Genomic DNA, 24,618 nt, shown 5'->3' with positions numbered 1-24,618 from the left:
ACGACACAACTCGCCAACGGACACGCCACCGTTGAACTGACCTGACCAAGCCCTACTAGTCGTTCTGGTAGAAGCCGAACAGGTCGACCACGAAGTCGGTCGTCCCCTCGCTCGCGTTCCAGAGGTCGATGATGCCGTTGGCGCCGCCGGTCGTCTGGACCAGGTTCGGCACGGTCGCACCGGCCGTCCAGTTCAGCGAGGACACCGGTGGCGGCGGCTGCGGCGACGCGGTACCGCTCTGGTACTGCCCCAGCGAGTTCAGGTCCGGGGCGGTACTCAGGTGGCCAGGAGCCGTGGTGTCGGTGACCGTCGCATTCAGCACGAAGCCGATCAGGTCCGGTCGGCCTGCGGAGAGCGGCATGTAGACGTACTGCCAGCCACCCAGCGGGCCGCCCTTCCACTGCGTCGAGGCCCGGGTGTCGAGCAGCCGGTCCGGGGCCACCGGGACGTAGGCGCCCTTGCTGTCCGCGCTGTAGTACCCGACCACGTCGACGATGACGTCGCTCGGGGCCCAGGCCCCGTTCAGCACCCGGATGCGGCCATCCGAACCCACTGGCACGACAACGGAGTTGGCGACCGTCTGGCCTGCGGTGAAGTTCAGGTTGGACGCCGTCGGGGCCTGCTGACCATCTGGGTACACCGTCAGGTGCCCGCTGTCCCCCGGGTTGGTCACCGTGACGTTCAGCGCCACCGCGGTGATCCCGGAGCCGGGCAGCTGCCCGCCGGCGCCACCGGCGATCTGCACCGGAATCGACTGGACCGCACCGACCCGGGCCATCGGGGCCCCGGTGCCGGAACGGGTGTCCACCAGGCGGGTCGGGCTCACCGGGGTGTAGCCACTGGACTGGTTCCACGTGAAGTAACCGGTGATGTCGACGACCAGGTCGAGCGGCTCGCCGGCGTTGTAGAGGTCGACGTACCCGTCCGCGCCCACCGGCACCACGACCATGTTCGGCACCGTCTGGCCGGGGGCGTAGTTGAGGTTCGACGTGCCGGGCCGCGGATCGCCGTCCCCGTACACCGTCACGTGTCCGGCGCTCCGCGGGTTGGTGACCGTCACGTTCAGCACCGCGGCCGAGACCGCGGCCGGGATCGCCCCGTTTCCGGCGATCTTCAACCGCGTGGTGGACCATCCGCCGACCCGCGGCATCGTGCCCCCGTCCCGGGTGTCGAGCAGCCGCGTCGGGCCGTACGGCGTGTACTGCGAGCCGGCCGTGCCGACGAGGACGCTGTTGCTCACGATGTTGCCGGACAGGTCGGTCAGCGTGAGCGAGATCCGGTACTGCCCCAACTTCGGGTACACGTGCGGCGGAAGGCCCCAGCCCACGTCGGACGCGTTGTACCCGTCCAGCGTGGTCCCGTCGCCCCAGTCGAGCGTGAAGGCGAGCATCTGGCCCTCGCTGGTGACCCGCGGACTGAGGGAAACGCCGTACGCGCTGGTGTCCTGAGCCAAGAGAGCCACGGCGAAACCGGGGTTGGGGTCGAACTGAACGGCGCCCCGGCTGGTGAAGGGAGCGACGCCGTAGAAGTCGGACGTCAGCATGCCGGGCGCGGCGGGGTTCGCCGAGCCGATCGCGGCGGAGCCGACCTGGAGCCGCGCGTCGACCGAGCCGGAGCCGTTCATCCTCAGCTGGGGCTGCTTCGCCTCCTTGGTGTCGATCGTGTCGTGCCCGCCCTGGGTCGTCGCGGACTGGAACGCAGCGAGCGTCGGATAGGCGGCACCCGCCCAGCTGTAAAGCGGCGTGGCGTCGGAGCCGAACACGAAGAAGTCGTTGTAGTCAGCGATGGTGTCGCCGCTCGACCCGGCCGAGACCACCAGGTCGGGGTCCCATCCCAAGCCGTAAGAAAGGCAGTTGTCCCGGTAGACGCCCATGTAGTCGGTGTTGGGATTCGCGTCCTCAAGGAGGTTGTTCTCCAGGTGGACTCCTGTCGAAGCACCCTCGACGTCGACCGCCGGCCCACACCCGCGCTGGATCGTGTTGGCCGTGACGTTCAGCGCGCTTACGCCGGTGGCGGCGATCCCGCTGTCCGCCAGGATGTTGCCGGCGAGCGTGACGTTACTCGCCCCCTGCGCGACGGCGATCCCCCGGCCCTTAGCCCGCGAGAAGCCGGTGTCGAGGTAACTCCGCGTCACTGTCACGTTGCTGGACGCTCCGTCGATGGTGAGGGCATCGACGGACTTGGTGACGTTGCTGCCCGAGCTGATCAGGCTGGAGTCGATCGTCACGCCCGTGGAGCCGATCAATTTCACCGCAGGCGAGCTGCCGTACTCAAACGGGTTCGACGTCAACATCATATTGCTGATGGTCACGTTGTTCACGTGGTCCAGGACTAGCGCGGGCTTGCCGACATCGCCGTAGATCGGGCTGATCCACGCCTGGTAACCGATACCGACGATCGAGATGCCGGACGTCCTGACTGTCACCGACTCGTCGGAGGAGTAACCCCGCAACGTCAGAACGTCGATGGTGTCGCCCGGTTGCGCGCTATCCACCGCCTTCTGCATCGAGCAGTACGGGCTGGCCTGGGTTCCCGTCCCCGGGCCGGTACAGGAGAAGCCGAAGGCGGCGTAGATGGTCCTGCCGGCAGCCTGCGCCGACGCCGGACTCCGCACGCCGGAGGCGCCTGCCGACGGCGCTTGCGCGGCCGGCTTCTGCACCCGCACGGAGTTGCTCGCCGGGCTGGTGAAGCTCCGAAGGCTCGAACCCGCGGGCAGCACCGTCGCGGCGACGGAGTGCGCGTTCGCGGAGCCACTCGACAATCCGGCCGCGATGGCCGGACCAGGCAGGAGCGCGAGTCCGGCAGCGAGAACCGCGATCGACGCGACAAGGCGGCGGTGAGGCACTGACTCCCCAGTCAACTCTTATGTGAACCACACGACAGGCCGCACAGAGTACAGACAGCCCATGACGCGCCCACCACCGACCCGTCACCGCATCCGCCCCACCAACAGGACAGCCCGGCCCGCCAACCGTCGACAGCAGCGGAAGACGGCGACCGAACCGGCGTGGCAGGAGTACGACCTGGTGAACGACCGGAGCCGCCACACCACCGGCACGATCCTCAACGAGCTGGGCGCGGGCCCCTTCACCATCACGCCGCCCCTGCGGCATTCGCAGGTCGCCATGACCCGCCAAGCCGTCAAGATCACGGGACCGACAGCCCGGGCCGCCACGCAGATGACGAGCAACGCGCTCGCGCCCCGGAAACCCGAGCGTGAGACCACGACTGAGACCACGAACACCCGGGCAGCGCGAGCACGCCGCTGGCGACGACTGCCGCAGACGCCAAAAAGGCCCGGTCAGAGAATCCGACCGGGCCTTTCCGCTTCTGAGCCGCCTGCGGGATTCGAACCCGCGACCTACGCATTACGAGACCACCAGGGCTCATGATGCGTGGTGCTGCACCGTGCCGCCTAGTGATGTTTTGCCTGATCAGAGCACATGCAGCCCGTTAGCCCGTCTCACCTCGTGCTACCTCTTCCAAAGGCGTCCGGCCGCACACTGGCCGCACGTCGCCTCATCCAGCGCCATCTGCCGCCCCAGCAGGCCACTGGGAGATCCCTACAAATGGCTGGCCACCCCGCCCGATTCTGGCCATCGATGCCCTCCATAGGATGCCGACCCTGAACCGCCAGCCACCACCCATCGACCCTACGTGCGTCATAGTATTGGTGCATGCTCTTCGAGACTCCCGCGCTGACACCCGACGACCATCAGGTCATCGAGGAGATCGAGGCTTTCCGCACCGAGTTCCGTCACCGGTTGGCCGAGCCGCGCCGCTGGGAGGGCCAACTCCGCCGTTCCCTCACTGCGGCGGCGGTCCGCGGCTCGACACACATCGAGGGCTACACCGTCACCGCCGAGGACGCCGAGACCCTCATGGCCGGCGGCGAGATCTCTCCGGACACGGACGACGCCACCCGCAACGCCGTCACCGGCTACCGCGACGCCCTCTCCTACATCCAGCGGGCATCGGGCTTCCAGATCTTCGCCTGGGACCACACCCTCTTGTCCGCCCTGCACTTCATGATGACCAAGGCCGACGACGAGGTCCGCCCCGGCGAGTACCGCACCAATGGCCTCTGGGTCTCCGGTGGGCCCAACCGCCCACCCGTCTACACCGCCCCCGACCCCGACCAGGTCCCCGCCCTGATGAACGAACTGGTCCAATGGCTCACCGAGAGTGACACCGACACCCCAGCGATCGTCCGCGCCTCGATGGCCCACCTGAACCTGGTCTCCATCCACCCCTGGCGCGACGGGAACGGCCGGATGTCCCGTGCCGTGCACACCCTCGTCCTCGCCCGCGAAGGCGTCCTAGCGCCCGAGTTCTCCAGCATCGAGGAATGGCTCGGTGCCGACGACTTCAACACCCGCGAGTACTACGCGGCTCTGCGCACCGTCCAAGCCGGCACCTGGCAGCCGCAGCGAGACACCCACCCATGGATCCGCTTCTGCCTCACTGCCCACCACCTCCAAGCCCAGGAGGTCCAGCGCCGCTTCGAAGCCGCCGCCCGCCTCTGGTACCGCCTCGAAAACATCGCTCTCCAGCACCGGCTCGACGAGCGCACCATCTCCGCCCTCTACGCCGCCGCCCACGGCCACCTCCGCCGCACCACCTATCAGGCCGAAGAGTCCCTGACACGCGACCAAGCCCTCGCCGACCTCCGTACCCTGCGCCGTCTCAGCCTCATCGAGCCCGTCGGGCACGCCCGTACCCAGCGCTACGTCGGAGGCCCCGCCCTGAGCCAAGCGCGCAATGAGGTACATGCGGAGGTCCACGCCGACCTCTATCGCGAGCCGTACCCCCAGTAGTCCTTGGCCCTCACGGCGATCTGGAGCCCATACGGGCTTCGCCACAACTGCCGTTCAAGGAAGTGCACCACGGGGTGTCACGTCAGACACTCCCCTCTCCTGCCGAACGGCCCTGACGAAGAACCAGGGAGACATCACTGCCTGTCAACCCAGGTCCTGGCGAAGGCGGCTGAGATAGGCGTCGATCTGCGCAAGCCCGGGCCAGCCGCTTCCCCGAAGGCGAGAGGTTTCCGATCGGAGCCGCTCTCCGAGATCCAGTGCCTTGGGAAAGCTTTCCGTCGCGGCGTACAGGCTCATCAACCGCGCGAGGGCATCCAGATGGCGGTTGACGGCGTCCTCGTCGTCCTCGTCGGGCATGATCTCGCTGATCTGGTCGAAGGCTCGGATGGCAGCGGTGGCCTCGCCGAGTTCCATCCGGCACTGTGCGGCGTAGTACCAGCACAGTTGGGCCTGCTCGTCGTGGGCGCCATAGCGGTCGGTGTAATGGTGGGCGAGCGGCTCGAAGAGCGAGAGGGCCTCACGGTGGCTCCCGGCCAGGAACTTCACCTGGGCGAGGCTGAACTGCATATCTTCCCTGAGCTCCGAATCAGCGGCCCTAGCGATGGCCTCGGCCAGTGCGTCGGCAGCCTGGGTGAACTGGCCATCCTCAGCCAGGCCCGCTGCCCGGGCGGAGACCGCGTCCGCCTCTTCTTCGGTCAGCGCGGCAGGGCCTGTCGCCGGCTCCTGCGACACCGCTGCTGGTGGGGGCGTGAACGGTGTGGGAAGCACGACTGTGGGCGTGTACGACGCGGCGCTACTTGGGCTGGGCGTCCGGCCCCCGAAGGGTCGCAGGAACGGCAGACGCGGGTCCAGGACACCCTCGTCTGCCCCTGTCGGGGTGCCGACGGAGGCGTGGACGAAGGGCAGGAGTGCGTCGTAGACCTCCATCGCGTCCATGCGCTGCTCGGATTCCTTGGTGAGCATCGCCAGCAGGAGCTTCTCGATATCGGCCGGTACATCCGGACGCAGGGATCGGATGGGAGGTGGCGGGGTGTGGACGTGGTGCCACATGTGGGAGCGACTGTCGTCGGGGGTGAACGGCGGCTTGCCGGTGAGCAGTTCGTGGAGCACACAGGCCAGGGCGTATACATCGGCAGCGGGACCGACAGCGTTGGCCAAGCTCTGCTCGGGGGACATGTAGGGCGGGGTGCCCACGGTCATGCCGACCTGAGTGAGGCGGGGCAAGGTGCCGACTCCGCGCAGGGCGGCGACGCCGAAGTCGAGGACCTTGACCACGCCTCCGGGGGTGAGCATCAAGTTGGACGGCTTGATGTCGCGGTGAACGACATCGCGATGGTGCATGGTGTCAAGGACGGAAGCGATCTGGGCGCCTACGGCCGCGGCCCAGGAGACGGAAACCGTCTCGCATTCGTAGTCGGTCTCGTCGATGAACGTCTGCAGTTCACGTCCCTGCAGGAGCTGCATGACGACGAACAACCGTCCGCTGGCCTCGTCGGTGCCTGTGTCGAAGACAGCTGGCACACCCAGGTGTTCGATGCCGGCGGTGATCTGGACCTCGCGCAGAAACCGGGCGCGGCGGGTCTGCAGGGTCTCCTCGAAAGCCGCACCGTGGAACCCGGGCGGGGCCGGGCTCTCCGCCAGCATCATCTTCACCGCGACCCGACGGTCCAGGCGTTCGTCGTACGCCTGCCAGACCTCGCCCATACCGCCCGCGCCGATGGGTGTGTGCAACCGGTACCGGCCCGCGATCACGCGGGCCGGTACGCCGGCGTCGAAGGTCGGTGCGCCGCGCACCATGCGAGATCCCTCTCTGCGTGAATGGAGCGTGCCGCGCCCGGCAACTTACCTGACGTGTTGTAAAGCACAGGCTATGCGGTCGGCGGCTCCGCTTGGCGGCTTCCGGTGGACTTGAGCTCGGTAGCCCGCTGCTCGGTCGCTCGGCGCTCGGCCTCACGCCGGACCGGACGCCGGATGAGCTGGTACGCCTGCTGGGTTGCGACCTGCTTGAACAGGCGGTTGACGTTGGCGTCGTCGAAATACCGGACCATCAGGGCGTCGTTCGACGCGGCCTGATCAATGACGATCCGGTCGAGGTCCTTCTCCAGTTCTCCGGCGAAGACGTCCTGCTCCTGGTGCAGGGCGATGGCCCGGAGTTCGGGGTCCTCGCTGACGGCAACCACGAGCTGGCCGAGCAGGATCTGGTCGGTGGTGGACAACCCGGTCCCGTACTCCTCGTTGACGGACTGGATCACCTCTGCCAGTGACATCTCCTCCACTTCGGCGACCGCTCCAGCCGCCTCGGGCACCAGCCCAGGCAGGAGCTGCGCGCCCGCTGCCTCCAAGCGCAGCTCCGGGGTGCCCGTCTGAGTGATGCGCATGTGGCTCGGGGCGGCGGTCCCTATGTCGGCGCCGGCGCTGCGGACGGGCGGAGGCAGGCGGCGCAGCAGGAAGCGTCCGTACTGGTAGAGCCGTTCCAGTTCAAGATTCTCGAAGCCGATGACGTGGGAGAGCCAGCCGTACGCCTTGGTGTAGGAGTCCAGCGCTCGGCGGAACTCGGTGGCGGTGTCCGGTTCGGTGGCGTTGAGGGCGTTGAAACGGTCCAGCGCGGGCTGAAGGTAGCCGTAGAGGCGGGCGTGGGCCTTCATGATGGCGGTGTCGGTGGCCGAACCGCCCTGGAAAGCCGCGAAGTACGCAGCGACGAAGGCGTCCATCTCGGCTTCTACCAGGAGCTGGTAGGCCATCACCTCGCGTTCGCGGTCGAACAGCAGGTTGGGGTCGGTGGGGTCGCTGACCGATGCCTCGTAGTACTGCTGGAATGCCTGCTCGATGTCCTCGGGCCGGTTGGCGAAGTCGAGAATGAACAGGTCTTCGGTGCTCTTGAGCCGGTGGGTGCGGTTGAGCCGGGACAGCGTCTGCACCGCGGCCAGTTTCACGAGGATCTTGTCCACGTACATGGTGGTCAGCAGCGGCTGGTCGAAGCCCGTCTGGTACTTCTCGGCGACGACGAGGATCCGGTGCTCGGGCTTGGGGACGGACGGCGGGTTCGGGTCGTCTGCGCGGGTGTAGCCGAAGCGGGTGGGTAGCTCACGTTCTGGGAAGCCGTTGAGTTTGGGCTCGGTGTACTCGATCCCGTCGATGGTCAACGCGCCGGAGAACGCGACCAGGGTGCCGCAATCAGTGAAGCCACGCTGATCGATGTAGGCGCGCATGGCCTGGTACAGCCTCACGGCGTGGTCACGGCCGGAGGTGACCACCATCGCCTTGGCCCGGCCGCCGAGGCGCGGGCTGGAGTGCGAACGGAAGTGATCGACGATGATCTTCGCGCGGGAGGCCATCGACGCCTCCGACATCAGCGCGGCCCGTACCAGCTTCGAGCGGGCCTTGCGCGGATCCACCTGCTGCTCCGCCTCGTCGGCAGCGGCGTCCTGGAGCTTGAAGTACGTGGCGTAGGTGATGTAGTTGCCGAGCACATCGAGGATGAAGCCCTCCTCGATGGCCTGCCGCATCGAGTAGACGTGGAAGGGCCCCTTCTCCTGCTCTCCCGATTCAGGATTGGCGTAAGGGGTGCCGAAGAGGTCGATCGTCTTCGCCTTCGGAGTGGCCGTGAACGCGAAGAAGGAAAGGTTCGGCTGCTTGCCGCGCGCCAGGGCTGCGGCCGTCAGCGGATCGCCGTCGTCGTCCACCGCGTCCGAGCCGAGACGTCCCAAGGCCTTCTTCAGCGCCGCAGCGCTCTCCCCACCCTGCGAAGAGTGCGCCTCGTCGATGATCACTGCGTAGCGCTGCCCGCCCAGCCCAGCGACCTTGTCCAGGACGAAGGGGAACTTCTGCACCGTGGTGATCACGATCCGGGCCGTCGGCCCGGTCAGCGCGTCCGCGAGCTGCTGGGAGTTCTCATCGATCCGTACGACCACACCGGCCTTGTGGTCGAACTGGTAGATGGTGTCCTGGAGCTGCTTGTCGAGCACGCGCCGGTCGGTGATGACGATGACCTTGTCGAAGACCAGCTTGTTCGCCCCCAGACCGGAGGCGAGCGCGGCCGGTGCGATCTGGTCACGGTCGTGGGAGGTATGCAGGCTGGACAGGTGGTGCGCGAGCCAGGCAATGGTGTTGGACTTGCCCGAACCCGCGGAGTGCTGAATCAGGTAGTTCTCCCCCGCCCCGTGGCGCGCCGCGTGCGCGATGAGCTTGCGAACCGCGTCCCACTGGTGGAACCGGGGGAAGATCAACGGCTGCGTGTGCGCGCTGCCCGGCTTGTGCGACGGCGCCCGGCCGGCCTTAGCTGCGGCGTCCTCCACGTGCAGGAACCGCTGCAGCAGCTCCAACCAGTTGTCCCGGGCCCACACCTCGTCGAAGAGGTAGGAGGTGGGGTACCTTCCGTCGGTCGAGGCCGGGACATTGCCCGCGCCACCGATCTGGCCAGGGCCACCCGAGCCGGTGTTGAAGGGAAGGAAACGGGTCGCGTCTCCGGCCAGACGGGTCGTCAGGAACGCCAGCGTCGGATCGACCGCGAAGTGGACCAGGCTGCGTTTGGCGAAGAACAGCTCATTCGGGTCGCGCTTACGCCGGTACTGGCGCTTGGCGTCCTCTACGGTCTGTCCGGTCAGCCCGTTCTTCAACTCCACCGACGCGATGGGGAGTCCGTTGAGGAAGAACACCATGTCGAGGCTGTCCAGTGGACGGGCGTCGGAGTAGTGGAACTGACGCATGAAGGCAAGCCGGTTCGCGTCGTACTCGGCCAACGCGTCGGCGGCAAGGGTGTGCGCGGGACGGAAGTACGCAAGCTGGATCTTCACGTTGCGGTCGTTCACACCCCTGCGCAGCACATCCAACAGGCCGCGCGAGTCAATCTCCCGCGCCACCCGCTTGGCGAACCTGCCGATGGCCTGCTCTTCCTCCTCGCCGTAGGCAGCCTGGAGTGCCAGCCACGCGTCGTTCTGCGACGCACCGAGAAAGGCGGCTAGCTCGGAAGTGTCGATGCCGATGGTGCGGTCGTAGGTATTCGACAGCCCGCGCTGCCAGCCGCTACGCAGAAGTGCCGCTTCCACGGCGTTCTCGAAAGCCTTCTCGGTGTACACGCGGGCATCGTTCATCTAAATCCCCCTCAGAAGTTGCGGTCATGCGTGGGACGGGCGGTGGTGACATCGAACTGGCCGGTGACGGCAGCGGTGATCAACGTTTGGCGGCGTTCGGAGAGGAGAGCAAGTTGACGGTCTGTACGTCGTAGCAATTCCGCGTGGCTCCGTCGCCCCTCCTCTACCTGAGAGGCCACTCTCTCTTGCTCCTTGGGATCCGTGGGCCATCGGACAGAAAAATTCGACAGATCTTCCATTCCAAGTGTGGGCTGGGCAGAGTCCGACCCAGTAGCAAGAACCGCCTGGCGTTCAAATTCGCTCGTGCCAATCCAGGCGACGAAAAGGTTTGGAATTACATTTGACAGCAAACGAAGCGAACAAACAGCCCGAGCAATATTGGCACCAGAAAGTTCATCCGGCACAATAGCCGCTCTACCCAGAGTGCCAACTACACTGAGCAGAACATCGCCCGGCTTGGTGATTGTTCTCGCGTACTGATCCGAGAGAGGCCTTGGAATTTTCGCCAACTCGCCCGCGCGCCCCGGAAGATCCAACAAGTCATTGACCCTAATAAAGGGAACTCCATCATCCTCGAACGCGGGAACTAGTACTCCATAGCGCGGTCGAGACCGAAGGAGATATTTTACCCTAGTCAATTTACCCGACAAACACTGCCCGAGGACCTTCTCGACATACACACCCTGCCTAGCTCGAATGGCATCCCGCTGACGAGAGCGAAGATCTACCAATTTATCAATGCGAGCCGTCTCTTGGTCCAGGAAGTCGGAGATACGACGCTGCTCATCGACTGAAGGGACAGTAACCCTTGTAGCAGCCAACGCATCAGAGGAGAGCTCCAAGAACGTAGTCCCCTGACCTCGCGCTTGCAATTGCCGCACCATTGATTCCAGCTGGTATACGAAGAAGCGTTCTTCCACAGGACGGGTGGCAACCAGAGCACGGCACCCCTGATTGAAAGCCATCGGAACCTTCGTCAGGGCTACATAGCCGATAGGAGCCCTAGTAGATAGCAAAATTGAACGTTTGGGAACAATACGCGAACCATTGGCAGCACCAGCAGCAGTGAGTGTCCGCTGAGTCATGGACAGCCATGTGCCGGAAGTAGCAGCACCGAGATCTACCGGCGTAGCCCAGGGGACATCGCCCCCCCAGTTTTCATCGTCAGACGCCGGCGTCCCACCGTTTACCACTCGAAAAATTCGCCGAAGTGGAATAATTGGCCAACTCACGCCGCCACCTCCCCCAACAGCACCTGAATCTCGGCCTCGAGCGACTTCAATTCCGCATCAATCTCCGCTAGCGGCCTCGGCGGTGTATGGACGTAGAAGTGCCGGGTGAAGGGAATCTCATACCCAAGTTTATAGCGCTCCATCTCCTTCGTCTTCGGATTGCGGATCTCCGAAATCCAGGCGTCCGGGACATGCGGCAGGACTTCTCGGGCAAGGTACTCGTCGATATCGTCATCGAGCGGGATATTCTCATTGTCACGCAGGTCCGGGTCGGGCTCCGGTTTGCCCTTCAGAAGCTGGACCTCGCCCTCTGGATCGGTTACACCCACAGCGTCACGGAGTACCTTCTGAAATGGCGCAGTGGAGGGCCACAGCACGCCCCCGGCCACCATCGCCGTCCGCAGGGCGTCCCATGCCTCAGCCTTGGTGGACCACTGAAATCCTAGGAGGGGCTTAAGCGCGGTCAGCAACAACTCCGCCGCTGCGTCGCCCCCGACCGCCTTCTTCACGGCGGCCGAGGCACCTAGCAGAGCGAGGCTGTCCTCAGTCAGCTCGAAGCGGAGCTTGAGCGGCCGGTCCACTGTAATGCGCTGGTAGCCGAAGCTCCGGTTGGCAAAGACCTTCACCCGTCCATGATCCGGATGAGTCTCATCGCTGGCGATACTCAGAGCATCGCGGTAGATCCCGCAGATCTTTCCGATCTGCGCCCGCGTGATCTTCTTGCGCTTCTCGCCGAGAGACTTGCTCATCTTGGACCACTGATCGCGGGCGTCAAGCAGGATCACTCGGCCCTTGCGGTCGGTGGGCTTGCGGTTGGTGACGATCCAGAAGTACGTGGAGATACCGGTGTTGTAGAACAGCTGGTCTGGGAGGGCGACAATCGCCTCCAGGTAGTCGTGCTCGATGATCCACCGACGGATCTCCGACTCCCCCGACCCCGCACCGCCGGTGAACAGCGGGGAACCGTTGAAGACGATAGCCAGGCGAGTGCCGCCGACCTCGTCGCCCGCTGCATCCTTCTTGAGCGGATGCATCTTGCTCATCATGTGCTGTAGGAACAGCAACGAGCCGTCGTTGATCCGAGGCAGGCCGGCTCCGAACCGGCCGTCGTACCCCCGATCCTCGTGCTCCTGCCGAACGGCCTTCTCAACCTTCTTCCAGTCCACGCCGAAGGGCGGGTTGGCAAGCATGTAGTCGAAGGTCTCGCCCTCGTGGCCGTCCTGGCTGAAGGAGTTGCCGAAGCGGATGTTCTTGGCCGTGTGGCCCTTCAACAGCATGTCGGAGCGGCAGATCGCGTAGGACTCGGCGTTGAGCTCTTGGCCGAACAGGTTGACGCGCACACGGGGGTTGAGCTTCTGAATGTGCTCCTCCGCCGCCGCCAGCATGCCGCCGGTACCGCAGGCCGGGTCGAGGATCTTGACGACCTGACCTTCACCTGTCAGGCGGCTGTCGTCCGGAGCGAGCAGCAACTCGACCATCAGCTCGATGACCTCGCGCGGGGTGAAGTGCTCACCGGCGGTCTCGTTGGAGGCGTCGGCAAACTTGCGGATCAGCTCCTCGAAGACGTACCCCATGCCGTGGTTGTCCACGGTCTTAAAGCTCAGATCCACACCGGCGAACTCCCGGACCACCTGATAGAGCAGGTCTGCGTTGTCCAGGCGATCGATCTGAAGGTGGAACTCGTAGCGATTGATGATCTCGGTGGCCTCCGAGGAGAATCCCCGGATGTAGTCCTTGAGGTTCTTCGCCACGTTCGCCGCATCACTGCTGATGGTGTCGAAGGTCTGCTCGGAGAGGTTGTAGAACTTCAGCTTGGAGGCTGCCAACAGCAGGCCGTCCTTGTTCTCCCCGGTGTAGGAGGCCGCCCGATCCCACACCGCCTGGCGGGTCGGGGCCATGACACAGTCCAGTCGGCGCAGCACCGTCAGCGGGAGGATGACCTTTCCGTATTCCGAGCGCTTGTAGTCCCCGCGCAGCAGGTCGGCCACTGACCAGATGAAGTCGGCCAGTTCCTGGTTCTTACTCAACGTGTCCTGTCCTCTCGCCCCACTGCGGCGTCTCCGTCGGTTGCCGTGCCCTGGTGTTCAGCATCGCCACTGCCCTGCGTCGGCGGCGGATTGAGCGCACCACCGGTGAGGCCGTCACGGGCCAGCCGCGCAGCCCGACTTCCCATCATGGCGAGTTCTGCAAGTTCGCGCTCAAACGCACCCAACGAGCGAAAGGCGTCGCCGTAGCGGTGCTGTCGTTCGATGTCCATGCGGGGCAGGCGTGCCGCCTGGACGTCCGCTCGGAACGTACCCGAAGAGGACGTGCTACGGCGGGCATTCGCCGCACTGCTGGCGAAGCCGCGCACATAGTCAGGATCCAACTGGTCGCTGAGGGAGGTAAGTTCTTCACCATCCAAGCGGACCAGGCCGGCGGCCAGCAGATCGCTCACCGCCACTGGGACGCCGTCGTCCAGACTGTTGGCCTCACCTCGCGGTAGCAGCTCGGGGAGCAGCGCCTGCAGATGGCTCAGGCGTGCGTCCAGTTCCTCGCGTAGCGCGGCGTACTCCATCGCGTAGTCGGGTTCCGGCTCGCGCACGTAGCGGCTGGGCGTGAGGTCTACCTCACTGTCCAGCAGATCGATCAACGGCACCTCTGCCTCTTGGTACGGCTGCGGCTTCCACGGCCCGTCCAGGCTGTTGGCACTGAGATCCACCATGCGTACGGTCCCGGTCCCCCGCCCAGGGCCCGAGGGGCGGCTCAGCAGCCACAGATGCAACGGAAGTGCGTGACTGGCAGCGAGGCCCGGCGGCAGAGCCACCAGTGCGGCAACGCAGCCACGGCGAACCAACTCAGCCCGGATTCGGCGGCCGGAGCGGCGATGGGCGACCGACGCCGGCAGGGCTATCACGGCTCGACCCCCTGGGGCAGTGTGGTGGTAGCAGTGCTGAAGCCAAGCGAGTTCACTCTCCCCGCGCGAGGGCACACCTGCCTCCCACCGCGGATCGATGAGCAACTGCTCGCGGCCCCAATCGGCCACGGCGGTCGGCGGCTCGCAGACGACGAGGTCTGCGCGGAGGTCGGGAAAAGCATCTTCCCGCAACGAGTCGCCCTCAACGATCTGCACCGACGACACCCCGGTGGCCGCCAGGGTCGCACGCACTCGGGCAACGCGTGTCGCATCCACCTGCATGTCCTGCCCTTGCCTGCTCCCCACCGCACCGCCACCCGCCGCGACAAGAAGCGAGCCGATGCCACACGCCGGATCGAAGACGGTGCCAGAGGTCTCACCAGCGAATTCCCGGACAGCGCGAGCGAGTCGCAATGTCGAGGCCCCGTCCAACTCGGCGCGTGCGGTGGATTCCAGCAGTCGGGCGACCAAGGCGTCCATCACATCGGTGGGCTTGCGGTCGGCAACCAGCCCGTCCACCGCTTCGCGGGCCGTCTGGTCGGTCAACTCTCCTGGAACGCCCCGGAGGTAGTCCCCGACAGCAGCCAGCGCCTTGACCATCATCTCACCGTAGGTGCCACGCAGGGCCTGCCAGAGCCGGACCTCCCCTGTGAGCTCTCGCCCATCTCGCTGCTTTTCCAACCACTGCCGCATCTCGGCGAGCGAGTACAGCGGACTCGCCGAGGTGCCGCCGACGGGTTCGGGAAAGTCCGGGCGGCGCCGGCGCCAGTTGGACACCGCAGCGCGCGTCACGCCTGCCAACCGTGCGATCTCCGCAGCGGTCACCTTGGTATCGGATACCTCGTTTCCTCCAGCCATGATGCAACCGTATACCACGGCGACATCTTCACCAAGTTACATTCGGTTGACGGCGCTAACAGACTCAGGTTCACTGGAGGGCACGCGCCGCACGCCGTCCAGCCCACTGGGGCCACCGTGCCCGGAAGACCGGGTCATGAGCGCGAAACGTACCCAGGAGGCCGGCCCCAAGGGCGTCGTCCTCTGACCCTGACGCCTCGACTCGAAGGAGCGACCGTGACCGCCAAGGAGAAAAGCAGCACCGGCACCCGGAAGTCCACGTTGCACCGGCTGACCGTTCCCGACGGAGGTGAGGTGGAGCTCCGCGCCCTCGTGCGTCCTCGCTATCTCGACCGCCCCGGATACCAGGTCCGCGAGTTCGCCCGGGAGGGTGTCACGGGGCTGCTGGTGAACGGCGGCATCCCCCGGGACCGTGCGGACTGGTGCACGGCCGTCGAGCGGATCACCGGCCTGGCGGTCAGCGAACGGAATCACTCCGCTGCGGGTCTGGTGCTCATGCGCACTGAGCGGGGCCTGTACGCCCTGAGCTATGGGGTCGGTCAGCACATGCTGGAACCGTACTACCGTGATGACGAGTTCGGCCTGGAGTTCGCCACTCGCTGCCTCGACGAGGACGGCATCATCAAGGTACGCAACCAGATCATGGACGGGCGGGGGCGTGTCGACGAGTACTCCGTCGCCCAGGGAGAGCGGATCGACGGCTTCGGACTCGACCGGTTCGGCAGCGTCGTCCGCCGCATCTGTGGAACGGTCAGCGGCATCCCGTTGACGTCCCTGCCTTCCGGTACCTCCAAACATGTTCGAGTCGAGTGCTCCGAGTCGACCATCAAGCTGCCGCTGGCCACCACCCCGGAGGAATTCCTCAACGATCTGCGCGCCATAGAAGAGGTCTGCTCGCGGCCGGACCCGCTGCCCGAGCTGCGCTTTGTCGATCGGCTCCGCACGCTGGACAACCGCAGCCGCAAGGCAGTGGACGCCCAGGCAGTCCTTGAGGGCATGCTCGCCGACCCGAATCACCCGCGGCTCACGCTGGGAGTTCCGGAGAGCTGCCAGGAGGGCTTCGGGTCCGCCCAGGCGTTCCGGATCAGCTCGGGCAGCCGCAGCATCGACGTCACCGAGCTGGACCTTCCCACCCTCCTTGAGTTCGTCTCGGAGAAGCCCAAGGGGGAGCGGGGCAAGGCGCTCGGCCAGGTACGGGTCGTCATGTTCAGCGACGACGACCTGAAGACACCTGCCAGCGCCGCGACCACGGGCAAGGAATGGCTCGTCGCTGACGTCCCCGTGGGCACCAACCGATACTTCTACGGCCACGGCAAGTGGTACGAGGTGGGAACCGGATTCCTCAAGACGCTGGAGGAAGAGCTCCGGGAACTACTGGGCAAGCAGCCCAGCGTCCAGCTGCCTTCCTGGCCGAGGGGAGTGCCGGACGCCAGGAGGCGGGACTCTCATGATGAGGACTGGTACAACAAGCGGGCGGCGAGCCAGCCGGGCTACCTCCTCTTCGACAAGAAGAACATCGTCACGGACAAGTTCAACGGTGGCGGGCTGGAGATCTGCGATGTCCTCGGCCCGGACAACCAGCTGATCTGCGTCAAGAAGGCCACCACCAGTGACGGCACCGCGCCACTGAACCACCTCTTCGCCCAGGCCGTCACCGCCGTCGAAACCCTGCGCAGCGACGAAGCCATCCGCAGCAGCTTCCTCGGCCAGGTGGCCGACCGCACTCCCGACCACCGCCTCCTGAGCGACTTCGGAACGCTGAAGGTCGTCCTCGCGATCCTTCTCAAGGACGGCAAGGAAATCACCGTCGACTCGCTCTTCGCCTTCGCCCAGGTCTCCCTCCTCCAGGCGGCACGTCGCTTGCGAGCGATGAACGCGGAGGTCGAGGTCGTCGCAATCCGTCGCTGAGCTCACCACAGCACTCTCCCAGAGCCACAACGCCAGTGCCGGCAATGGGATTGATCACGACGATGCCCCTGGCCGGGACCACGTGTGAGGTCTGACCCCCCTGTCGGATTCGCACAACGAACCAGCCAACGACCGATCCCGTCGGCACCCCCGCCATGACCGCCCGAACAGGACCGTTGCAGCCATGGCCGCACTTCGGCCGCACTTGTTCGCTGACGGAATGCCAGAAATGGCCGCCACCATCACAAAGGTGCAGGTCAGCGGATTGGGCAAGCCGATACCACTCAGAGTCGACAACCTGTGACCTGCGCACTCCGCATGTGGGCTCGCAACCCTCGAATCGGCAGGCTTCCATGGTCAAAGCAACGAGAAAACCCCAGGTCAGAGGCCTGACCTGGGGTTCACCATGGAGCCGCCTATGGGATTCGAACCCATGACCTACGCATTACGAGTACACGTGATCATGGGCCGTCGAGTCCCAACCGGCGGGCTCGCGTCCCAGTTTTGCCTGGTCAGAGCACGTCTGCGCGTGACGGTCCGTCCCATGCGATCCAGTCAGTCCCAATCGGCTACCGATACTCCCGGGCAAGTTGCGGGCAAGTTGCTCCGGGCTGAATCCCGTGACCTCTAGCTTAGCCGGAGCCCCCCACCCTCGCGACTGAGCGTGATCTTGCCGCCGATCCCTCCCCCGCATCCAGCAAACGGCACCCATGTGATGTGTGCAACATTCACTAGACGGTGGAGCATCTGTGCATGTATGTTGACCCGCTCGCGGATCATGGACCGCTGCGTGAGGGGGATTGTTGCTGCAGGTGTTCCGGGTGACGGATGGGGCAGTTCGTAGGATCGAGGGCGGGGCGGCGGAGCTGGAGCGCCACCTGCAAGTGCTGATCGAGGCCAACATGCCGGAGATGCTCGGGATGCGGTTCCTGGCGCACGAGTACTCGACCGGGCCCGTTCATCGGGGGCGGATCGACACCCTGGCTCTGGACGAGGACGGCTCGCCCGTGATCGTGGAGTACAAGCGGACCGGCAGCTCCAGCGTGCTGTCACAGGGGCTTTTCTACCTGGCCTGGCTGGTCGAGCACCGAGACGAGTTCGAGGCGCTCGTGGCGCAGCGGCTGGGTGAGGACGCCGGCCGCACTGTCGACTGGAGCAACCCGCGGATCGTCTGCGTGGCGACCGAGTTCACTCGCTACGACACTGTGGCGGCCAGCATGTCGCACCACCGGGTCGACCTTCTGGTGTATCGGCAGTACGCGCAGGACCTGGTGACGTTGGAGTTGGCGGCCTCGGTCGCAGGGGGCTGCGGCACGCGGGCGGCCCGGGGCTCATCGAGCCGCCCGGAAGGTACCGGCCGAAAGGGTGTCCGCCAGTCGCTGGACTCGGCGTCGCCCGAGCTTCGGGAGCTGTTCTCCGAGCTGGAGGAGCGACTGCTGGACCTTGGCGAGGGCACCTGCGTCGAGCTTCAGCACTACCTGGCGTTCCGTCGCCGACGGAACTTCGCGTGCGTTCGCGTAACCCGCGAGGCCCTGGTCGCGGTACTGAACGTCGACCCCTCGACCATCCGTCTGGCCCCGGGATTCACTCGGGATTTGCGCGGCGTTGGTCACCTCGGCACCGGCGACCTGGAAGTGCGGATCGCCTCGGCGGCCGAGCTGGACAGAGCCGAGCCGCTCTTTGCGGCGAGCTTCGCCGCGGCAGCCTGATCGACAAAGGCGGGCCGGACAACTCGGTTGTCCGGCCCGCCCTCGTGTAGGCAGGTTGGCTCGTGCGGTGCCCGGGTCAGCCTCGGCGTGCCAGAGTGGTCGCGGTGACCGTCTCCCAGTCGGTCGGCAGGGCCGGGGCTGCAGGTGACTGCGGCCGGCGCACCTCGGTCGGGACTGCTCAGCGCGAAGGCGCGCTGGCGAGGCGGCCTGGGACTGCGGGGACGGCCGCCGGGACGGGTTCGCGGTCCTGGCCGGGGGCGGTGGTGCGGGTGAGGGCGGCAGCGACCCGTGGAGAGCTGACCGGTTCCTCCTCGACCGGGGCGAGGTCGGCGTCAGCGACGGTGTAGCCGAAGGTGGTCAGTTGGGTGCTGACCTTCTCCATGGCCTCGGCCAGGAGGTGAGCCCGCCCTTCGGCGATCGGGTCGGCGGCGGAGATCTCGCTGAGCCGCTGGGAGGCGGTGTCCAGCAGGGCGGCCATCCGTCCGATGAGGCCGTACTCCGGGTCCATCAGCGGGCGGACGACCTCATGGACGTCGTCCGTGGTGTCCGCCGTGTACGCCTGCGCGGTCGCGGCGACCAGGCGCGACTCCAGGTAGGACCAGTCGTGAGGCTGGAAGGGCTGCCGCTCGATGCGCTGCCGGGGTAGCGGCGGAACGACTCGGGGCGCGTAGCCGGCGTCGGTGAGCATGCGTTCGGCGAGGCGGATCCGCTGGTTGGTGTCGCTGGGGCTGTGGCCTTCGACGGTGAAGATCGGGTTGCTCTGCCCGGCGGACTCGGTAGAGAAGCCTGCTCGCGTCAGGAGGGTGCGGCTGGCCATGTCGGGGGCTTGGGCCCAGGCGCTGGCGGTGGTGCCGTCGGCGTTCGGGAATCGGGCGATCACGATCGGGGGCGGGGTGCTCAGGTGGTGTCCTTCGGGTTCAGCGGCAGCGGCCACCCAGGGCACGCCAGCTGGCGGCGGCGGGGTCGAAGGCGGGCGGGTCGGCTTGCCGGGCGGGGGCCGGTGCGGTGCGGACAGTGGCCACGGCCCGTGTCGCGGCGCTGACCTGGTCGGGAGCGCGTAGGACCGGGGCGGGGTCGACCACCGCGCGGGTGAGCCTGGTGAGGTAGCGCACCGGGGTCTCGGCCGAGAGGATCGCGGTCCACTGGTCGTCCCAGTCCGGTCCGAAAGCCGCCTCGACCATCCAGGGGCCGACGCCTTGGTCAAAGGCTTCGTCCGGGCGCGGGTGGTGGCTGAGGGAGCAGAACTCGTCGGGTGAGGTGACTCGGATGCCGTCAACGGCGGTGCCGCCCGCCGCGGGTGCGTGCACGGCGACGGGGGCGCCGCTCCCGTCGCCGAGGACCACGGCTGTCAGGTCTGAGGAGGTCCACCCGGCCTTGAGCAGTGGCCGCCAGGCGGTCGTCGGGCTCGCGGTGTGCTCGGCGACGATCTCCTCGGGCGCGGTGCGGCGGTCGTCGGCCAGAGCCCCGACGAAGGCGCTCACGATCTCGGCGGGCGTCTCCTTGGAGAACGTGGCCTGCCACAGCGGCGAGCGGTCGGTCGGGTGACGCCGGACGCTGACGCGCCACAGGTGCCAGACCGCGGGCTCGGCGGCGACTTCGATCCGTCCGCACCAGCTGGTGGCTGTCAGCGCTCCGGTGCGGGGGTCGCGCTGGTGCGGCCAGGCGTGGCGGTTGACGAGGAGGCCGAAGATGGTGCTCACGTCGCCGGCTCCGGCCAGGTAGCGGGGCCGGACGAGAATAGGAGTGGCCGGAGTTCCCGACGGCTGGCGGGTCATCGCTGGTGAGGTTCGACGATGCGGGAGTGCGGGACGGCGGCGGGCGCGGCCTGGACCTGCGGCCCGGGGCCCGCGACCCGGATGGCCGGGGAGGCGGCGGTGGCCGCCCGGTGACGGGCGCCTCCGTCGAGGAGGTCAGCGACGGGGGCTGCGGCACGGTACCCGGTGGCGGCGAACCGGGCGCCCGCGTCCAGGACTGGCTCCCAGACCTCGGGCTGGTCGCCCAACTCGGCGCCGAGCTGGTTGCCGAGAGCGGTCATGGCGCCCGCGAGCCGGTGTGCGGGTCCGGGCCGAAGCCCGATCCATTGAACGACGTGGGCGGCGTCCTCCGCGGTCAGCTCGGGGGCGAGCTTCTCGATCTGCCGCAGCGCTTCGCTGGCGCGGGCGACCGCGGCCTCGACGAGGGCGAGGGTGGGGTCGATGGGCACGGGGCTCCTACAGGGAACGGTGGAGGGGGCGGGCCGCCACCTGCGGGACTGCGGCCGGCGGTGCGGCGACGACACTTCCGCGCGGGCCGGGAGCCGAACGGGCGGCTGTGAAGCGGGGGTTGCGGTCCTCGTGCTCGGCCAGCTGGCACACGGCCAGGGCCAGGGAGCGGTCGCGCGAGGTTTCGGCGAGGCTCTGGTCGGCGCGCGCCAGCGGGGCCACGATGCGGGCCTCGTGCGGGTCGGTGCGGATGAGGACCCAGCGGCAGGCGGCGGGGTCGCCCGGAGCGGCGATGCCGGTGGCGGCCAGGATCCTCCGGGCGACCTCGGCGACCCGGTGGTCGGGGACCGGGGCCCGATCGGGGTCGGTGCGCAGCGTGCACTGCCACACCGCCCGGGACCTCACCGTATGGGCCGGACTTGCTGCCGGGGGGAGGTGGGCGGTCAGCTCGGCGACGAGATCCTGCTGGTTGAGCGTGGCGAGTTCGGGAACCGGCCGCCAGGCGTCCAGCAGCCGCAGCGGCTGCCCCCGGTTGGCTGCCGCCGTGACCAGGCCGGCGATCAGGTCCTGAGCCGAGGAGTAGCGGGAGATCACCGGGTACACGGTCACCTTCGGGCTCAGTACGGGTTCTCGGTGGTGCGGGCGTCGTGGGCGGCGGCCAGCAGCTCGGGCAGGTCACCGGGGGCTGCGTCGCGCTGGTCGATCCACCAGGTGGCCTTGTCGAGCAGGCGCACCTGGTCCTCGGTCTCCTGCCAGTCGGCCTCGTCCATACCGCCTTCCTCGACGAGCACCCGGTAGGCGCCGGTGACCAGCTGGTGGCGGGAGCGCTCGCCCCACGGCACAGCCTTCGGCGGGCCGTCCAGGGCGGGCATGCGGAACTGCTCAGCCCATTCGGTGGCGGCCTGCTGCTCGGCGGCGCGCCGCTCGGCCAGCCAGGCTTCGCGGGAGGCGGTGTCCGACTGGCGCTCGGCCAGCCAGCACTCCTTGCAGGCGCGTTCCGCGAGCCAGCGGGCGAAGCCAGCCCGCTTGTCGGCGGGACGTTCCGACAGGTCGTGGTCGACGTTGTGGCCGCAGGAGTGCTCTACGGACCAGATCTTCTTTACGGCCAAGTTGGCGTTCCTTAACGGGAGTTCGAGTGTCCGGCGGCCCACTGGATGCGGGGGTCGACGGCGGGGACGGCAGCTGCAGCGGAAGCGGCGCTCTGTGAGTGGAGGGCGGCGGTGGAGCGGACCCGGCCGCCGGCGGCGAGCGCGGCGCGGGCGCGAGGGCTGGCCGGACTGGGCCGAGCGGCGGTGGTGGTGGGCCGGGCGGCGACGGAAGCGAGGTCCCGGCTGTTGCCGGCCAGGACGGTGTCCGCCTGGGCGATCACGGTCGCCACACGGGACAGGTCGACGCTAGCGGGGTCGGAGCGCAGTTGGGCGTCGATGGAGCGCAGGCTCGCGGCGACCTCGTTGTTCATCGCCACGCGGTCGTGCAGCAGCGCGTCGGCACCGCGGTCCTGGGCGCTGGGCGCGGCGTGCACCACCGTTCCGAACGGGTCGGACCGGTCGGCAGAGTGCGCGGGCGAGGGAGGCGTCCGGTCCTCGGGAGCGATGAGGCGGGTGGCGAACGGGTCGGTGAGCTCGGGGCCCGGGCTCGGCACCGGGGAGGGCGGGGTGCGGTCCATGGCGGCGATGAGCCGAGTGGCGAAGGGATCGGTCGGCACGTACGGGCCACCGAGCGGCTCGAAGGCGAGGTCGGTCGCTACGCGCACGCCCTGGTTGCGCAGTTGGGCGACCGCGCGGGTGGCACGGTGGTCGCCTTCGTGCTCCGGCTCGTCGAGGGCGAACAGGTCGGAGGTCGGGGAGGTGCGCACGAACCCTGCCTCGGCGAGCGCTGGCCTCATGTGCGGCTGGACGAAGGGGATACGGGCGACGATGCCCAGTTGCGGGTGGCGACCGATGGCGACCTCGTGAGCCAGGGCCGGTGCTGGCGGCCCGACGTGGACGACAGCGTCCGCACCGGCGGCGGCTTGGGCAGGGCTCGGCAGGGAGGGCTTGCTGGCGTGGGTGTAGTCGAACTCCTCGGCGGCCTCGACCTGGACTCCGCTGTGGCGCAGGAAGGCGACGGTCTGCCGTACGTGGAGGAAGAGGTTCTGCTCGTCGGGGGCGGCGTCGATGGTCAGGCGGCCGTCGGCGAGTGGCCGGAACCCTGCGCGGAGCAGGACCTCGCGGGCGGCCGGGTTGGCGTCGGCGCCGAGGGAGGCGGCGATGCCGTACTGCGGATCGCGGGCGATGGCGATGTGGTGGGGATTGATGCGCTACTCCTGTTGGAGGCTGGGCAGGGAGAGGTTCAGCGGCGGGCCGACGTCCGGACCGGCGCGTGGTCGGTAGCGGCCGTGGCTGCGGGCCCTGCGACGACGCGGGTGGGGCCGGTCCCAGTGCGCGCGGCGTTCGCGCGGCCGGGTGGGGTGTTGCGGACGGCGATCTCGACGCCGAGCAGGCCCAGCGCGGCGATGGCTCGGTCGGTGGCACGGTTCTGCTGCTCGGCGTCCCGCGTGGCGAGCGAGTAGCGCTCGGGGGCGGCGGGGAGGCCGAGTGCGAACCCGGCGTCCTTGAGCGCCTGGTGCACCGCCTGGTCCCGGCTGGCTGTGGTGGCGGTGACGCCGGCCTCCCGGAACCGCCGGAAGGTGACACGGGAGGGGTAGGTGGATTCGGCATCCTGGGGCACGAGTTGGCTCCGTGGGCTTGGGGTTCAGCGGCTGCGCGGCGCCCCGGGCGGCTCGGGAGGCACACGCGGCGGCGGGATGGACGGAGCTGCGCTCATCCGCGCATGCGGAGCCCGGAGTGCAGCGGCGGCGCGCAGGCTGGCCGGGTCGGGAAGGGTGGTGTCGCGCTGGTAGAGGGCACGGAAGTCCCTGCGCGGCAGGTCCCCGTAGGAGGGGTTCCAGCGGTCGGTCCCGGACAGGTACCGGTCGCGGGAGTTGTAGCGGATCATCACGAACGGCCGTTCCTGGTCGAGCTGTTCGCTGAGCCGGGCAAGCCACCAGTGGTCGTCGTCGAACCTCTGGATCGCCTCGACGACGATCCGGCCGTCCTGGACGTCGGCCGCGATCTCCCGGCTGAGCGGATCGGCGAGCCCGGCGCGCAACTCGAGTTCCGCGACACTGCGGGCGGTCACTGCGGCCAGGTCGGCGTCGGGGAACGGGGCGGCCGACTGGAGCCACTCGTAGTAGGCCAGGACCTGCAGCGGGGACTGCTCCGGCCGGTGCCAGTTCGCCACCGGCACGCCAGCCTTCATCAAGGCGCGCAGGGCGTCGGCAGCATGCTGGATCTGGTCGTGCGCCTCGACGCTGGGCCGCTGGCACCAGCCGTTCTCCTCAACCTCGGGCGCGCGGTACCAGAAGCCGGCCTGGTAGAGGATCTCCCCGGCGACCTGCGGGGGCTGACCTCGGATGACGGCAAACTCGCCCGCGTCGAAGTCCCAGCCGAAGGCCACGTGGGGCTTGTTCATCGGCGCCGGGGAGCGCCCTGGATGACCAGGACCGATCGGACCGGTGCGCTCGCAGCAGCCTTCTCGCGCTCGGCCGCCTGCTCGGCTTCCGCCTCGCGGGCCTGGATCAGGAGCAGCAGCTCCGCCTCCAGCTGGTCACGCTGGTCGGCAGCGGTCTCCAGGGCCTCCAGCTGGGCGTCGAGCTGGTCGAGGACGGCGTCGTCCACCCGACGGCGCGCCGCCGCGACGTTGATCAGCTTCACCCGCAGAAAGGAGACGCGGGTCTCGGCCGCGACCAAGGCGCGGTGGGCCTCGACGAGCCGGGCGGTGGCGGCGTCGGCGCGGGCCTCGTTGGCGGCCAGGGAGGAGAGCGAGTCGCCTGCGGCAGCCTCCAGGCGCTCGTCCAGTCGGGTCAGCGTATTCGGCATGGATCTCC

Annotated in this window: 18 protein-coding genes; 3 read left to right on the top strand and 15 right to left on the bottom strand. The window is 67.7% G+C overall.

All coding sequences use genetic code 11. The annotated features are described in order from the left end of the window. Positions 1-55: 55 nt before the first annotated feature. Positions 56-2,845, bottom strand: coding sequence for a right-handed parallel beta-helix repeat-containing protein (locus tag ACWD4U_RS26020; protein WP_363457574.1), 2,790 nt, complete (start codon positions 2,843-2,845; stop codon positions 56-58). A gap of 832 nt (positions 2,846-3,677) precedes the next feature. Between ACWD4U_RS26020 and ACWD4U_RS26015 the strand changes: the two genes are divergently transcribed. After that, entirely contained in the window at positions 3,678-4,817 is a 1,140-nt protein-coding gene (locus ACWD4U_RS26015; RefSeq protein WP_363457571.1) for a Fic family protein, read from the top strand. Positions 4,818-4,961: 144 nt separating this feature from the next. Here ACWD4U_RS26015 and ACWD4U_RS26010 read toward each other — a convergent pair whose 3' ends face one another. The 5 genes from ACWD4U_RS26010 to ACWD4U_RS25990 form a co-directional block, all read right to left on the bottom strand. Further along, positions 4,962-6,614: a serine/threonine-protein kinase gene (locus ACWD4U_RS26010; protein ID WP_363457569.1), complete on the bottom strand. Its 1,653-nt coding sequence runs from the start codon at positions 6,612-6,614 to the stop codon at positions 4,962-4,964. A gap of 71 nt (positions 6,615-6,685) precedes the next feature. Next, complete coding sequence (locus ACWD4U_RS26005; RefSeq protein WP_363457566.1) at positions 6,686-9,892, bottom strand: type I restriction endonuclease subunit R; 3,207 nt, start codon at positions 9,890-9,892, stop codon at positions 6,686-6,688. 26 nt (positions 9,893-9,918) lie between these two features. Beyond that, on the bottom strand, positions 9,919-11,139 hold the full coding sequence (locus ACWD4U_RS26000) for a restriction endonuclease subunit S (RefSeq protein WP_363457564.1): 1,221 nt from the start codon (positions 11,137-11,139) through the stop codon (positions 9,919-9,921). Next, positions 11,136-13,166 carry a type I restriction-modification system subunit M gene (locus ACWD4U_RS25995; RefSeq protein ID WP_363457561.1) on the bottom strand — a complete coding sequence of 677 codons (2,031 nt, stop codon included), beginning with the start codon at positions 13,164-13,166 and terminating at the stop codon, positions 11,136-11,138. The genes ACWD4U_RS26000 and ACWD4U_RS25995 overlap by 4 nt, the downstream gene beginning before the upstream one ends. Continuing rightward, on the bottom strand, positions 13,163-14,893 hold the full coding sequence (locus tag ACWD4U_RS25990) for an N-6 DNA methylase (protein WP_363457559.1): 1,731 nt from the start codon (positions 14,891-14,893) through the stop codon (positions 13,163-13,165). The genes ACWD4U_RS25995 and ACWD4U_RS25990 overlap by 4 nt, the downstream gene beginning before the upstream one ends. A gap of 216 nt (positions 14,894-15,109) precedes the next feature. On the opposite strand from ACWD4U_RS25990, the gene ACWD4U_RS25985 reads away from it, so the two are divergent. Next, on the top strand, positions 15,110-16,801 hold the full coding sequence (locus ACWD4U_RS25985) for a DUF6119 family protein (RefSeq protein ID WP_363457556.1): 1,692 nt from the start codon (positions 15,110-15,112) through the stop codon (positions 16,799-16,801). 812 nt (positions 16,802-17,613) lie between these two features. Further along, complete coding sequence (locus tag ACWD4U_RS25980) at positions 17,614-18,510, top strand: DUF5655 domain-containing protein (RefSeq protein WP_363457646.1); 897 nt, start codon at positions 17,614-17,616, stop codon at positions 18,508-18,510. A gap of 178 nt (positions 18,511-18,688) precedes the next feature. Here the strand turns inward: ACWD4U_RS25980 and ACWD4U_RS25975 are convergent, their stop codons facing one another. The 9 genes from ACWD4U_RS25975 to ACWD4U_RS25935 all read right to left on the bottom strand — a co-directional run bounded on the left by ACWD4U_RS25975 (position 18,689) and on the right by ACWD4U_RS25935 (position 24,610). Continuing rightward, positions 18,689-19,444, bottom strand: a complete 756-nt coding sequence (locus ACWD4U_RS25975; protein ID WP_363457553.1) for a hypothetical protein — start codon at positions 19,442-19,444, stop codon at positions 18,689-18,691. Further along, positions 19,428-20,210 (bottom strand): DUF317 domain-containing protein, encoded by a 783-nt coding sequence (locus ACWD4U_RS25970; protein WP_363457551.1) that lies wholly within the window; start codon positions 20,208-20,210, stop codon positions 19,428-19,430. Before ACWD4U_RS25970 ends, ACWD4U_RS25975 begins: the two co-directional genes overlap by 17 nt. A gap of 71 nt (positions 20,211-20,281) precedes the next feature. After that, the gene (locus ACWD4U_RS25965) at positions 20,282-20,713 is read right to left on the bottom strand and encodes a hypothetical protein (protein ID WP_363457548.1); all 432 of its coding nucleotides are present in this window, start codon (positions 20,711-20,713) and stop codon (positions 20,282-20,284) included. A gap of 7 nt (positions 20,714-20,720) precedes the next feature. Further along, positions 20,721-21,320, bottom strand: a complete 600-nt coding sequence (locus ACWD4U_RS25960; protein WP_363457545.1) for a hypothetical protein — start codon at positions 21,318-21,320, stop codon at positions 20,721-20,723. Between the two features lie 8 nt (positions 21,321-21,328). Then, a complete protein-coding gene (locus ACWD4U_RS25955; RefSeq protein WP_363457542.1) occupies positions 21,329-21,820 on the bottom strand; it encodes a hypothetical protein in 492 nt (163 codons plus the stop codon). Between the two features lie 11 nt (positions 21,821-21,831). Next, entirely contained in the window at positions 21,832-22,566 is a 735-nt protein-coding gene (locus ACWD4U_RS25950; protein ID WP_363457539.1) for a hypothetical protein, read from the bottom strand. A 476-nt stretch (positions 22,567-23,042) separates the two neighbouring features. Then, on the bottom strand, positions 23,043-23,420 hold the full coding sequence (locus ACWD4U_RS25945) for a hypothetical protein (RefSeq protein ID WP_363457536.1): 378 nt from the start codon (positions 23,418-23,420) through the stop codon (positions 23,043-23,045). 24 nt (positions 23,421-23,444) lie between these two features. Further along, on the bottom strand, positions 23,445-24,203 hold the full coding sequence (locus ACWD4U_RS25940; RefSeq protein ID WP_363457533.1) for a hypothetical protein: 759 nt from the start codon (positions 24,201-24,203) through the stop codon (positions 23,445-23,447). Beyond that, complete coding sequence (locus tag ACWD4U_RS25935) at positions 24,200-24,610, bottom strand: hypothetical protein (RefSeq protein WP_363457531.1); 411 nt, start codon at positions 24,608-24,610, stop codon at positions 24,200-24,202. The genes ACWD4U_RS25940 and ACWD4U_RS25935 overlap by 4 nt, the downstream gene beginning before the upstream one ends. Between the last annotated feature and the right edge of the window lie 8 nt (positions 24,611-24,618).

The sequence above is a fragment of the Kitasatospora sp. NPDC002522 genome (genome assembly GCF_053595195.1).
Note: the sequence above shows the minus strand (reverse complement) of the source record. Positions and strands in the feature narration are given on the sequence as shown.